The 12,576-nt window shown below is 63.7% G+C and carries 11 protein-coding genes; 8 read left to right on the top strand and 3 right to left on the bottom strand.

Going from position 1 to position 12,576, the window contains the following annotated elements; translation table 11 throughout:
• Positions 1-323 precede the first annotated feature (323 nt).
• The gene (gene speB / locus EOA79_RS22910) at positions 324-1,325 is read left to right on the top strand and encodes an agmatinase (RefSeq protein WP_067000830.1); all 1,002 of its coding nucleotides are present in this window, start codon (positions 324-326) and stop codon (positions 1,323-1,325) included.
• Between the two features lie 29 nt (positions 1,326-1,354).
• On the top strand, positions 1,355-2,287 hold the full coding sequence (argC, locus tag EOA79_RS22905) for an N-acetyl-gamma-glutamyl-phosphate reductase (RefSeq protein WP_095824727.1): 933 nt from the start codon (positions 1,355-1,357) through the stop codon (positions 2,285-2,287).
• Positions 2,288-2,309: 22 nt separating this feature from the next.
• On the opposite strand, the gene EOA79_RS22900 is transcribed toward argC, so the two are convergent.
• On the bottom strand, positions 2,310-3,401 hold the full coding sequence (locus tag EOA79_RS22900; protein WP_128293292.1) for a COX15/CtaA family protein: 1,092 nt from the start codon (positions 3,399-3,401) through the stop codon (positions 2,310-2,312).
• A 152-nt stretch (positions 3,402-3,553) separates the two neighbouring features.
• On the opposite strand from EOA79_RS22900, the gene EOA79_RS22895 reads away from it, so the two are divergent.
• Positions 3,554-3,769, top strand: a complete 216-nt coding sequence (locus EOA79_RS22895; RefSeq protein WP_095801287.1) for a DUF2842 domain-containing protein — start codon at positions 3,554-3,556, stop codon at positions 3,767-3,769.
• 93 nt (positions 3,770-3,862) lie between these two features.
• Complete coding sequence (locus tag EOA79_RS22890; protein WP_095824729.1) at positions 3,863-4,267, top strand: hypothetical protein; 405 nt, start codon at positions 3,863-3,865, stop codon at positions 4,265-4,267.
• A gap of 12 nt (positions 4,268-4,279) precedes the next feature.
• Here EOA79_RS22890 and EOA79_RS22885 read toward each other — a convergent pair whose 3' ends face one another.
• A complete protein-coding gene (locus EOA79_RS22885) occupies positions 4,280-5,338 on the bottom strand; it encodes a polysaccharide deacetylase family protein (RefSeq protein WP_127334849.1) in 1,059 nt (352 codons plus the stop codon).
• Positions 5,339-5,419: 81 nt separating this feature from the next.
• Here EOA79_RS22885 and EOA79_RS22880 point away from each other — a divergent pair, with 81 nt between their 5' ends.
• Positions 5,420-6,649 carry a GNAT family N-acetyltransferase gene (locus tag EOA79_RS22880; protein WP_067330088.1) on the top strand — a complete coding sequence of 410 codons (1,230 nt, stop codon included), beginning with the start codon at positions 5,420-5,422 and terminating at the stop codon, positions 6,647-6,649.
• 54 nt (positions 6,650-6,703) lie between these two features.
• Here EOA79_RS22880 and EOA79_RS22875 read toward each other — a convergent pair whose 3' ends face one another.
• On the bottom strand, positions 6,704-8,908 hold the full coding sequence (locus EOA79_RS22875; RefSeq protein ID WP_095824731.1) for an exopolysaccharide transport family protein: 2,205 nt from the start codon (positions 8,906-8,908) through the stop codon (positions 6,704-6,706).
• 263 nt (positions 8,909-9,171) lie between these two features.
• Between EOA79_RS22875 and EOA79_RS22870 the strand changes: the two genes are divergently transcribed.
• From EOA79_RS22870 to EOA79_RS22860, 3 genes are all read left to right on the top strand, one after another.
• Positions 9,172-9,735, top strand: a complete 564-nt coding sequence (locus EOA79_RS22870) for a polysaccharide biosynthesis/export family protein (protein ID WP_067000804.1) — start codon at positions 9,172-9,174, stop codon at positions 9,733-9,735.
• 8 nt (positions 9,736-9,743) lie between these two features.
• Positions 9,744-10,874, top strand: a complete 1,131-nt coding sequence (locus tag EOA79_RS22865; protein ID WP_095824732.1) for a glycosyltransferase family 4 protein — start codon at positions 9,744-9,746, stop codon at positions 10,872-10,874.
• 138 nt (positions 10,875-11,012) lie between these two features.
• Complete coding sequence (locus tag EOA79_RS22860; RefSeq protein ID WP_095824733.1) at positions 11,013-12,545, top strand: undecaprenyl-phosphate glucose phosphotransferase; 1,533 nt, start codon at positions 11,013-11,015, stop codon at positions 12,543-12,545.
• Positions 12,546-12,576: the final 31 nt, after the last annotated feature.

Below are 12,576 nucleotides of genomic sequence, written 5' to 3'. Positions count from 1 at the left end.
TTTGGGCGGCGCGCGTCTCACCGGCTAAGGTTTGACTCGAGGCAGTCGCAAGCGCGGCGGACAGAAGAAGGCTCAGCCAGAGTGTTCGCATCGGGGAATCGCTCCGTTCCGGGTCGGGACCCGGTTAGGCGATGCCCATGACAGGGAGGTGAACGAAGCCGGCTAGCTGTTTGCTCAAATTTGTTTGGCGAGGCGTCATGGCGAGACAAATCCTGTGTTGCCGTGGCACTCCTCGAGCGCCGCTCGATATCGGCAAGCTGTGACTGGCAAGTTGCGTGCCGGTTCTGTAGTTGTGGCTCCCCGATGACAACCGAGGACCCGTAATGGCGAACCAAGAGATCGACCACGCCTTCACCGCCCGTTCCAAAACGGGGGCGTCGCTCGAGCCGACCTATGCCGGTGCGCTGTCGTTCATGCGGCGCAAATATACCAAGGATGCGAAGGGCGCGGACGCCGTCGTGTGGGGCATTCCCTTCGACGCCGCGGTCACCAATCGTCCCGGCGCGCGCTTCGGGCCGCAGGCGATTCGCCGCGCCTCGGCGATCCTCGACAACGATCCGCAATATCCGTTCTCGCGCGACCTGTTCGAACAGCTCGCCGTGGTCGACTACGGCGATTGCCTGCTCGACAGCGGCAACCACCAGAAGACGCCCGGTACGATCGAGCGCGAGGCGGCCAAGATCCTGAGCTCAGGCGCATTTCTTTTGACGCTCGGCGGCGATCATTTCGTCACCTGGCCGCTGCTGAAGGCGCATGCAGCGATCCATGGGCCGCTGGCCCTGGTGCAGTTCGACGCGCATCAGGACACCTGGCCGGACGACGGCAGGCGCATCGATCACGGCTCCTTCGTCGCCCGCGCGGTCAAAGAAGGCGTCATCGATCCAGACCGCTCGATCCAGATCGGCATCCGCACCCATGCGCCGGACACGTTCGGCATCAAGATCATTTACGGCCATGAAGTCGAGGAGATGCGCGCCTCCGACATCGCCTACGCGATCGTGGAGCGCACAGGCGGCAGGAAGACCTATCTTACCTTCGACATCGATTGCCTCGACCCGGCGTTCGCGCCGGGCACCGGCACGCCTGTGGCCGGCGGCCCGTCTTCGGCCAAGATGCTTTCGACGCTGCGCCAACTCGGCCAGATCGATATCGTCGGCGCCGACGTCGTCGAGGTTGCGCCGGCCTATGATCATGCCGATATTACGGCGATCGCCGGATCGATCATCGCCATGCACTATCTCGGCCTGGTGGCCGAAAGGAAGGCGCGGCTCGACGACCTGAACAACGGCACTCATGCCGTGCTACATAACGCGCAAGGCATATAGCTCTGGAATTGCAGGGATTTTGGCAACCGATGAAACCGAAAATCTTCATTGACGGCGAACATGGCACGACAGGCCTGCAGATCAGGGCGCTGCTGGCCGACCGCGGCGACCTGGAGATCATCTCCATTCCCGCCGATCGCCGCAAGGAAGCCGCGGCCAGGGCCGAATTCCTCAACGCCGCCGATGTCGCGATCCTCTGTCTGCCGGATGCCGCGGCCAAGGAAAGCGTATCGCTGATCGAGAACGATACGACCAAGGTCATCGACGCTTCGACCGCGCATCGTGTGGCCGAAGGCTGGGAATATGGCTTTGCCGAGATGGACAAGGATCAGGCCAACAAGATCGCCAGCGCAAAACGCATCGCCAATCCCGGCTGCTGGCCGCAGGGCCCTATCGCTACGCTGCGTCCGCTGGTCTCGGCCGGCCTGCTGCCTGCCGATTTCCCCGTCACCGTCAACGGCATCTCCGGCTATTCCGGCGGCGGCCGGCCGATGATCGAGGACTATGTCGGCAAGGGCGAGGACGCGCCTGAATTCCTACCCTATGGGCTCACGTTGCAGCACAAGCATGTGCCGGAGCTCAGGACCTACGCGAAGCTGTCGCACGATCCGATCATGCAGCCCGCCGTCGGCAATTTCGCGCAAGGCATGATCACGGTGGTGCCGCTGCAGTTGGGCGGCCTCGACCGTGTACCGAGCGGCGCCGAGCTTCATGCGGCGATCGCCGATCACTATGCGTCGGTCGGCGGCGGCGTGGTCGAGGTTGCGCCCTATACGCATATGGAGCGCATGCCGGAGATCGATCCGGAGGCCTATAACGGCACCAACCGGATGAAGGTCTATGTGTTCGCCAATGACGAGCGGGCGCAGGCGCTGCTCTTGGCCGTCTACGACAATCTCGGCAAGGGTGCTTCCGGCGCTGCCGTGCAGAATCTGGACCTGATGCTCGGCATCAAGCACTGAGCGACGATGCGCAAGGCGCGCCTCAGCCTCTGACGGCGATCTCGGTCGGCAGCGGATAGGCACCCTTGGTGCCGCGCCAGTGCGCGGCGGCGAAGCCGAGCACGATCAGCGCGACGCCTTGATGGGTGAGCGCCATATGCAGCGGCACCTGCATCAAAAGCGTGCCGATTCCGATCGAGGCCTGCGCCAGCACCAGCAGGAACAGCAGCGTGGCGCGGCGGGCATGCGTAGTGCCGGGCTGACGCCGCCAGGTGGCGATCATGTGCCAGAGCGCCACCGCAAAGAGCGTGTAAGCGCCGAGCCGGTGCACGAACTGCACCGTCTTCGGGTTCTCGAAGAAATTCAGCCAGGCAGGTTTCAAGAGCAGGAGATCGGCCGGGATCACCTTGCCGTCCATCAGCGGCCAATTGTTGTAGGAGAGGCCGGCGTGGAGGCCGGCAACCAGGCCGCCGAGATAGATCTGGATCAGTGCCAAGAGCACGATCGCGCCGGCAAGCCGCTGGGTCGAGCGGTCGGCGGCGCGCTCGGAGTGCGGCGCCAATCCTCGCGCGACAACCATGGTGGCGGTGAAGATTAGCGCCGCGAGCGTCAGATGCGTCGCCAGCCGGTACTGGCTGACCGAGACACGGTCGACTAGACCCGAGGCCACCATCCACCAGCCGATGGCCCCCTGCAGGCCGCCGAGCAGAAGTATACCTAGAAGCTTCGGCCCGAGGCCGCGTTCGATGCGGCGCGTCGCCCAGAAGAACAGCAGCGGCAATGCGAAGACCGCGCCGGCGCTGCGGGCGAGGATGCGGTGCACCCATTCCCACCAGAAGAGCGACTTGAAAGCTTCTAAGCTCATACCCTTGTTGAGCTCTGTATATTGGGGGATCTGCTGGTAGCGCTGGAACTCTTCCTGCCATTCGGCATCGTTGAGCGGCGGGATCACGCCATGGATCGGCTGCCATTCGGTGATCGACAGGCCGGAACCGGTGAGCCTTGTGGCGCCGCCGACCAGCACCAGCGCGGCCAGCACGACCAGCACGAAATAAAGCCAGCCGCGCACCAGCGCGCGGTTGTGGAGATCGCGATCGCGGGCGGCGTCTGGGGCCGTGGTGGTTATGGCGGCCATGGGAGTTTCCCGGCAGTTGAAATCGCGGGATTGGTGGACCATGGCCGCCCGGCTGGCAAGACCGGACAGCGCGGCACGCCGTCGCGCCGGCCCGCGGCGGTTGCGCCCGCTCCCCAATCGGCCTAAGCGAGGCGGGTCAACGGGACCGCGACATGCCCATTCGCCTGAAAAAGCTGATCGGAACCATTCTGCTGGTGGCGCTCGTCGTCATCTACGCGCTGATCGCCTCGGCCATCGCGGTCACAAGGCTCGCCGAATACGGCTCCTTGGCGCATTTCCTGTTCTTCCTGCTCAGCGGCCTGCTCTGGGTGCTGCCGGCGATGGGCATCATCAAATGGCTGATCATGGAGCCGCCTCAGAAGGGCTGAGCGCGGCCGCGCCAACGCTAACGTGATTCATACGTGATTGCGCATTGGGACTAACTTGCCTGGCTTGACCGCATGGCAGGGAGGGCTTGCGCCATGCCAAAAGCCTCGTTCGCGGGATTGATCCTGATCATCGCCTGCATGGCGGCCTCGATGGCAGCCGCCGAAACCATCAACGTGTCGGACGATCATGGCGGCAGCGTCGCCGCGTACAGCCAGCGCTGGAAGGGGCTCGCCGCGCGCGGCGTCAATGTCCGCATCGTCGGCAAATGCCAGTCGGCCTGCACGGTGCTGCTCGGCTATATTCCCCGCAGCCGCATCTGCGTGATGCCTGCGGCAAGCTTCGGCTTCCATCTGGCGCACCGCACCGACATGACCGCCGTCTTGTGGAATGCCTATGCTGCCGACATCAGAGGCTGGATCAACGCGCATGGCGGGCTTGCGTCACAGCTCAAATGGATGAACGCGCCGGACACCTACCGCTATTTCCACAGATGCTGACGCCCCTTCGGGCTAAATGGTGACGACCATCTTGCCGGCGTTGGCAAGCGGCGTCGTCACACCCGACAGCATCGTGCGGATGTGGGCGACGCTCTGGTAGCGGCCGTTGACGGAAATGCGCGGCAGCGCATGCAGGAAGCCGGCATGCTCGGCTCTCAGGACGCCATGCCGGGTCGTCACCGCCGAGACATAGCCGGCATCACGAGCGAAGCCGACCTCGCGGCAGCCAACCGCGCTGGGATAACCGTAGGGGTAAGCGAAATGGCGCGGCTCTGCCCCCAGCCGTTCCATGAGGATACGGCGGACGTCGCCGATCTCGTGACGCGCTTCCGCTTCGGATAACCGCTTGAGGTTGCGGTGGTTGACGGTGTGCGCGCCGATCGTCACCAGCGGATGGGCGGCAACCTTGCGAATCTCATCCCAGCTCATCAGGGTGCCGGGGCGGCCGGTGCCGAGCTCGATGCCGTTGGAGCGCGCCAGTTCACGCAGCGCGGCGCCCTGCTTTTCCTCGGGGACCTCTTGGGTCAACCATGCGTTCAGCCTTGCAATCGTCTGGATCTTTCGGCCGGGTGTCGAGCAATCGACGACCGTCGATCCTCTCTTCGTCTTCAGCGTCAGGTGCGAGCCGGTGTCGACGATACCCTCGATGACGTCCCACCACAGGTCGACCGCACCGTCGATCAGGCCGGGCGCGACATAGATGGTGATCGGCGCACCGTGCTTCTCCAATACCGGCAGCGCCTCCGTCATGTTGTCGCGATAGGCATCGTCGGCGGTGATGGTGGCGAACTGGCCGTGTTTGCCGCCCGCCCCGATGCGTTTGACCGCTTCATCAAGGGCAACAAAGGCATAGCCCCTGTCCTTCATGTCGGCGATCAGCTTGTCGAGGAAGGCAGGGGCGATGTTCAGATGGCGATTGACGCTGTTCGGCTTCTCGGGCGTCGCGGTCACGCGATGCAACATCAAGATGGCACCGATGCCGCCGACAAACGGCCTCGCCAGCGGAGCGAGACCGGTGTAGCGGGCAACGTTCAACGCCAGCTTCCGGATTGCCTCGGCCCCGTCGATCATTCCTTCACCTTTTGCGTCTAGGCTCATCCAAGGACCTACGCGAACCCCAGGTTGCAACCAATACGTCTTAAGGATTGAGGGATGGTTGACGCCGCCGCGTCATTTGACGGCAATCGCGTCGCTGCCAACGAAGCGCCGGCGCGTGCGCCTGCCTCGAGCCGAGGCAGACTGACGGCGGCGGTGACCGATGGCACGGGTCTTGCGGGCTATGCAGAATTCTGCGCTTCGGCGCTGTTTGCTCCGGCGCAGAGCGCGTCCTGGGTGAGCAACTGGGCGGCCAAGACCAAAGCCGATATGGCGGTCGCCACGCTAAGCATCGAGGGTCGACCGGCTCTTTCGCTGGCGCTGGAAGTGGTCCGAAACGGCCCGTTCCGCGTCGCTCGTCTCGCCGGCGGACGTCATGCCAACGGCAATTTCCCCGCAACCGACCCGCGGCTTTTGCCTGCTGTAAACGGTCCTGCGATCCGCTCCCTGCTCTCGTCGATCGCCACGGCACGGCCCGACATCGACCTCGTTTCGCTGGAGCGGCTGCTGCCCGATCTCGACGGCACCGCCAACCCGCTCGCCGCGTTGCCCAATTTTGCGAGCCCTAACCTTGCGCTGGCCGTCGACCTCGATGGCGGCTTCGAGGCGCTACTCAGCCGCGCGAGCGGCAAGCGGAAGCGCAAGAAGCACCGCTCGCAGACGCGCAAGTTCGAGGCCGTCGGCAGCTTCCGCCGTATCGAGGGGCGAAGCCGCAAGGAGGTTGACAGGTTGCTCGACGCTTTCTTCGACATGAAGCAGGCGCGCTTCGCCAAGATGGGCATCGCCAACGTGTTCGGCGATGAAGGCGTGCGCGCCTTCTTCCGGGCGCTGTTTGCCGATGCGCTTGCCGAGCAGGAGCCATCCTTCCTGCTGCACGGGCTGGAGGTAGCGGGAAAACTTCGCGCCGTTACCGGCTCCAGCCGCTCAGGCAAGCGCCTGATCTGCGAGTTCGGCGCGATCGCCGAGGATGATCTCGCCTTCACCAGCCCCGGCGACTTCCTGTTCTTCGACAACATCCAGGAAGCCTGCGAGCAAGGCTTCGACCTCTATGATTTCTCGGTCGGCGACGAGCCCTACAAGCGGCTCTGGTGCGACATTGAGGTCCGGCATTTCGAGGTGCTGATGCCGCTGACGCTGAAAGGTCGCGTGCTAGCCACAGGGCTGCGGCAAGGCGCGCGGGCGAAGGCCTTCATCAAGAACAATCCGACGGTGTGGACACTGACCAAAAGCTTGCGCCGGAAGGCTGCCGGACAGGCCGCCCCTATTGTTGCCGAGGACGACGCCTGACCGTCGTCCGTCAGCCCGAGACTCAAATCCGAGGGCTTCGCGGGCGATATCTGTTCAGGCCGCCGACCGGCGTCCGGGCAACGGATCTCCCGGTTCATGGCCAACCGGCGTGACTAGCGTGACGTCCGGATAGCCGTTCTCGATCAGCTTGACCGCCGCCTGCGTGACCTCGTCATCGGCTTCGAGCATCGACAGGAAGACTTCCGTGCCATCGCCAACCAGGCGGCTGATGCCTTGTGCGTCGGCAGGGCCGCATTCGACGACGACGAGGTCGTAAGCCGTGGTCAGCGACTGCATGATGATCGGCAGCCGGTCGGCGGCGCGCATGGCGCGGATAGGATCGGCGGTACCGACCGGAATCACATGCGCGTCCGAATAGAGATCGGGATGGATGACGTCGCTGAACTGCGCCTCGGAGGCCAGCAGATTGGTGATGCCGGGAAGCAGTCCGCTGTCCAGCATCGGGCGCGAGGCGGCGCCCGAGGCGGTGAGATCGAGCAGGAGCACCCGGAGGCCCGCATCCGACACTTCGCGCGCCACCAGCACGGCGGTGGCGGCGGCCTCGTCACCTTCCGGGGAGACAAAGATGGCGCGCGCGGCACCCGAGGCAATCAGCTTTTCCGCCGCCTTCTCGACATCGATCTCGCCAAGTCTCGGCTGCCATGACCGGCGCGCTTCGGGCTGTGCCGGGTCTGGTGGATCTACCGGCTCGGCAGGCGCTGCCTCCATGACGGTGCCCTGCCCGATCCGCTCGTCAGCGACCGAATCGTCGCTAGCTTCATCTTCGGCATCGGCGAGCGCCGGTTCGGTGCGCGCCACCGGCATCGCCACCTGTTCGATCGGCTCGAATCGGGCTCCGGCGGCCGGACGCATGGCACGGCCGGAGAACAATTCCCTCAGAAGCGTGCTGATCGCCATCAGCAGGAGCGACGCGGCGGCGGCGGCACCAGTGATCGGGCCGATCTTCGGGAAATACGGTTCGGTCGGCACCTGTGCTTTCGAAAGCAGACGGGCGTCGACCGGCAGATAGTTGCGGTCCGCGCGCGAAGCCGCCTCGCGGTAGCTTGCCATATAGGATTCGAGCTGCTGGCGCTGGGCATTGGCGTCGCGCTGCAGCGCATCGAGCTCCACCTGCTGCTCGCCGGCACGGGCCGAAGCGGCTTTCAGCGTGTTGACCTCCTGGACCAGCTGGTCCTCACGAGCTTTGGCGGTCTGTGCCTGAGTCGCCAATCCCTTGAGGATCTTCTGCGCCTCGTTGCGGATCTGGCCATTGAGATCGGCAAGCTGCGACTTCAGCGCCCGGATGCGAGGATGGTTGTCGAGCAGCGTCGTCGACAGATCGGCAATATTGGTCCTGAGCTCTACCTGCCGCTCGAGCAGGCGCTGGATCAGCTCGGAAGACAGAACTTCCGGCACGCTGTCCAGCGTGCCGCCATTCTGCAGCGCCTTGCGCACGCTGTCAGCGGTCGCCTCTGCGGCGGCGCGATGGGCGCGCACCCGGGAAAGCTCGCTCGACAGTTCCGAGAGCTGCTGCGTCGCGAGCACCGAATTGTTGCCGCCCATCAACAGGTCGGATTGCGCGCGATAGGCGGCAACCTTGGCTTCGGCATCCTTCACCCGATTCTGCAGATCGGTGATTTCCGGGCCGAGGAAGCCTGTGGCGGCGGTGTTCGATTCCATCTTCGCACTGCCTTTTGAGGCAAGGTAGGCCTGCGCAATGGCGTCCGCGACCTGGGCGGCGAGCTTTGGATCGTTCGAGGAGAACTCAACGGCAATTACGCGGGATTTTTCAACGCCGTAGACGTTGAGCTTATCGTGCATTGCCTTGAGCACGCGCTCTTCCGGCGGGATGTCGAAGGGATCGCTCTTCAGGCCGACAAGCACAAGCGCGCGACTGAGCGCCGACATCTTCAGCGCTTCGTCGAATTCCGGCAGTTTTTCCAGGTTGAGGTCCGAGGCAACCTTCTTGAGGATATCGGGCGAGGACATGATCTGGACTTCGGTGGCTACAGCCTCCTCATCGGTCGCCGGCTTGTCGTCGCTGGTTGTGCCGGCCGGCCGCGTGAAGATCGATTCGCGCGGCCCGATCTCCAGCTTGGCCACTGCCTTATATTGCGGCGTGGCCAGCCAGGCGAAGGCAAACGCCAGCCCGGTGACGACAAGCGTGACGAGAACAATGCGCAGCCAATTCCTCGCCAGGCTGGCGAAGAGCTGTCTCAGGTCGACATCGACATCTGCGGCCGCGGACTGAACGGACATGCATCCTGCTCCGAACTTTGAGTCGAGGATGGACCGTAAACAACTATGGTAACGCAGCCGTTAAGATCAGGATGCGTACTTTTTAGAACGCACTCAAAGAACGTCCTGCGAAAGCAATAGAACAATTGGCTTTTTTGCCAGCAGCCGATGAGTCTAAGGCCCATCCTTTACCGACCATTAACCCTAACAGGATGATAACGGGCGCACTTCCTGGGGTTGGCCGCCTCACCGGTGGCGAGAGCGACGAAGGTTCGTGTCCGATCATGAAAAGCACTGCTCATCTCTTTCGCGCCATGCTCGCCTTGTCGCTGCTTACCGGCTGTTCCAGTTACCGGCCGGCGCCCGCCGCCTTTCATGAAGTGCTCGACCAGCCATACAGACTCGGCGCCGGCGACCGGATCCGCGTCACGGTGTTCGAGCAGGACGGGCTGACCAACACCTACAGCGTCGACCAATCCGGCTACATCTCCTTCCCGCTCGTCGGCGCCGTGCCGGCGCGCGGCCACACCGCCCAGCAGCTCGAAAAGGAAATCGCCGATAAATTGCGCCAGGGATATCTGCGCGATCCCGACGTCTCGGTCGAGATCGACCGCTACCGGCCGATCTTCGTCATGGGCGAAGTCGGCGCCGCAGGGCAATATTCCTATGTGCCGGGATTGACGGTGCAGAAGGCGATCGCGATCGCCGGCGGCTTCACACCGCGCGCCAACCAGGAAAGCGTCGACATCACCCGCGACATCAACGGCAAGGTGATGACCGGCAGGGTGCAGACATCCGATCCGCTCCTGCCCGGCGACACCGTCTACGTCCGCGAACGCCTGTTCTGAAAATCAACGTGGCGGCTCACCTTCGGATCGTCCACTGCTTCCGCTCACCCGTCGGGGGAATCTTCCGGCATGTGCGCGACCTGACCGAGGCGCAGGTCGCCGCCGGCCATTCCGTGGGTATCGTCTGCGATTCGACCACGGGCGGCGACTATGAGGAGCGGCTGTTCGGAGCGATGAAGGAGCGCCTGGCGCTCGGCATCCATCGCACGCCCATGCAGCGCCATATCGGACCGGGCGACATCGCCGCGGCCTGGCGCACCTATCAAATCATCAAGGAATTGCGGCCGGACGTGCTGCACGGGCATGGCGCCAAGGGTGGCGCCTATGCCCGTCTGTTCGGCTCACTGTTGCGGGTTTCAAGGTCTCGCGTGGCCCGCCTTTATTCGCCGCATGGCGGCTCGCTGCACTATGACGAAACGACGGCGACCGGCAAGCTGTTCTTCGCGCTGGAGCGTTTCATGGCCCGCTTCAGCGACTGCCTTCTGTTCGTTTCCGACTACGAGCGGACAACTTATCGACGGAAGGTCGGCGAGCCGCCCATCCCCAACAGGCTGGTCTATAACGGCCTGCGGGCCGTCGAGTTCGAACCGGTGGCGCCGGCGGCTGATGCGGCCGATCTCATATACATCGGCATGATGCGCGATCTCAAAGGCCCGGACATCTTTATCGATGCGCTGGCGCGCGCCGGCAGGGAGCTCGGACGCCGGCTAAGCGCGGTGATGGTCGGTGCCGGCGACGACCTGCCACGCTACCACGCTCAGGTGGAGCGACTCGGACTGAAGGGCCACGTCCGCTTCCTGCCGCCGATGCCGGCCAGAGAAGCCTTCGCCCTGGCCGAGCTGATCGTCGTCCCGTCCCGCGCGGAAGCAATGCCCTATATCGTGCTCGAGGCCCTGGCAGCCGGCATGCCGATGATTGCCACCGCCGTGGGCGGCATTCCCGAGATCTTCGGCGAAGACTCCCCTGCCCTGATCCGACCCGATGCCCGCCAACTTGCCGACAGGCTCAGAACGGCTCTCGACGATCGCGGCGCCTACCGCAAGCTGATGCCGCAAAACCCCGAGTTGAAGGCGCGATTCGGGGCCGACGTGATGGCGGCCGAGATCGAGAAGGCTTACTTCGCGGCGCTAAAGCTTTAGAATTTACTAATCTGCAATAGGCGTGAAAAAACCGCCAGTCGTCGCAAGCAACAATACGCATTCAAAGCCACCTGTTGTTTCAAGGCTTTCTTAGCTCTCTTTTGCTATTCACTCGCGCGAAGCTCGCGGACAATCCCCATGAACGAGATCGACCCCGCGCACCGCTTTTCGATGGAGGCGGTGCGCAAATTCGACGGCCCGGCCGAAGCTCAAGTGCCCGGCATCAATGACGTGGCGCGACAGGTCGCCTCGCAGTACCGGCGCGATACGATGTCGCCGATCATGGTCAGCGGCGTGCTGCGCATGGTCGAATTCGCCGTGCTCTTCCTGTCAGGCATGTGCCTCTATTTCTACTATGTCGGGTTCTTCAACTATCTCGCCTGGCAATATCCGCTGACGATCGCGGCAGCTTCGTTCCTGGCGGTGGTGCTGCTTGACGTCAGCGACAGCTACCAGATCGCGGCGCTGATGCGCCCCCTCGCCAATTTCGGCCGCGTGCTCCTCGTCTGGGCTGGCACCTTCGCGCTGATGGCTCTCACGGCCTTCGCCATGAAGGCTTCGGAGGACTATTCGCGTCTTCTGTTCGGCAGCTGGTTCGTGGTCGGCTTCTTGCTGATCTTCGGGCTCAGACTGGTGATGTCCAGGCTGATCAGGCGCTGGGCGCGCGACGGGCGCATGGAGCGCCGCGCGCTCATTGTCGGCGGCGGCAAGTCGGCCGAAATGCTGATCCGCTCGGTCGAGAAGCAGCCGTACAACGACATTCGCATCTGCGGCATCTTCGACGACCGCGGCGACAAGCGTTCGCCGCCGATCGTCGCCGGCTATCCGAAGCTCGGCACCATTTCCGAGCTAATCGAGTTTGCCCGCATCGCCCGCATCGACATGCTGATCGTGTCGCTGCCGCTGACGGCGGAATCGCGCGTGCTGCAGCTTTTGAAGAAGCTCTGGGTTCTGCCGGTCGACATCCGGCTCTCGGCGCATTCAAATGCGCTGCAGTTCCGCCCGCGCGCCTATTCCTACATCGGCTCCGTGCCGATGCTCGACATCTTCGACAAGCCGATCAACGACTGGGACTCGGTCGCCAAGCGTAGCTTCGACATCATCTTCTCGCTTGTCGGCATCATCGTCTTCTCGCCAGTGATGCTCGCCACCGCGATCGCCATCAAGCTCGACAGCAAGGGGCCGGTGCTGTTCAAGCAGAAGCGCCACGGCTTCAACAACGAGGTCATCGAGGTCTACAAGTTCCGGTCGATGTATACCGACAGGTCCGACCCGACCGCCAAGCAGACGGTGACCAAGAACGACCCGCGCGTCACCCGCGTCGGCCGCTTCATCCGCAAGACCTCGATCGACGAGCTGCCGCAGTTCTTCAACTCGCTGTTCGGCTCGCTGTCGCTGGTCGGGCCGCGCCCGCATGCGATCGCCGCCCAATCGCACAACCTGCTCTACAACGAGGTGGTCGACGGCTATTTCGCCCGCCACAAGGTCAAGCCCGGCGTCACCGGATGGGCGCAGATCAACGGCTGGCGCGGCGAGATGGACACCAATGAAAAGATCCGCATGCGCACCGAATACGATCTCTACTACATCGAGAACTGGTCGATGCTGTTCGACCTGCGCATCCTGTTCCTGACGCCGGTCCGCCTGCTCAACACGGAAAACGCCTATTGAGCGCGCTCGCGCATCAGTTGCCGGCGGTCGC

Origin of the sequence: Mesorhizobium sp. M1A.F.Ca.IN.020.03.2.1 (genome assembly GCF_004023205.1) — a bacterium.
Classification (GTDB): Bacteria; Pseudomonadota; Alphaproteobacteria; order Rhizobiales; family Rhizobiaceae; genus Mesorhizobium.
The sequence above is the reverse complement of the archived record's forward strand: the minus strand, read 5'-3'. Positions and strand labels throughout refer to the sequence as shown.

What these genes read in the sequence shown, in the direction of transcription:
- speB (WP_067000830.1), top strand. Translation starts at nt 324, where the DNA reads ATGGCGAACCAAGAGATCGACCACGCCTTCACCGCCCGTTCCAAAACG.
- argC (WP_095824727.1), top strand. Translation starts at nt 1,355, where the DNA reads ATGAAACCGAAAATCTTCATTGACGGCGAACATGGCACGACAGGCCTG.
- EOA79_RS22900 (WP_128293292.1), bottom strand. Translation starts at nt 3,401, where the DNA reads ATGGCCGCCATAACCACCACGGCCCCAGACGCCGCCCGCGATCGCGAT.
- EOA79_RS22895 (WP_095801287.1), top strand. Translation starts at nt 3,554, where the DNA reads ATGCCCATTCGCCTGAAAAAGCTGATCGGAACCATTCTGCTGGTGGCG.
- EOA79_RS22890 (WP_095824729.1), top strand. Translation starts at nt 3,863, where the DNA reads ATGCCAAAAGCCTCGTTCGCGGGATTGATCCTGATCATCGCCTGCATG.
- EOA79_RS22885 (WP_127334849.1), bottom strand. Translation starts at nt 5,338, where the DNA reads ATGATCGACGGGGCCGAGGCAATCCGGAAGCTGGCGTTGAACGTTGCC.
- EOA79_RS22880 (WP_067330088.1), top strand. Translation starts at nt 5,420, where the DNA reads ATGGTTGACGCCGCCGCGTCATTTGACGGCAATCGCGTCGCTGCCAAC.
- EOA79_RS22875 (WP_095824731.1), bottom strand. Translation starts at nt 8,908, where the DNA reads ATGTCCGTTCAGTCCGCGGCCGCAGATGTCGATGTCGACCTGAGACAG.
- EOA79_RS22870 (WP_067000804.1), top strand. Translation starts at nt 9,172, where the DNA reads ATGAAAAGCACTGCTCATCTCTTTCGCGCCATGCTCGCCTTGTCGCTG.
- EOA79_RS22860 (WP_095824733.1), top strand. Translation starts at nt 11,013, where the DNA reads ATGAACGAGATCGACCCCGCGCACCGCTTTTCGATGGAGGCGGTGCGC.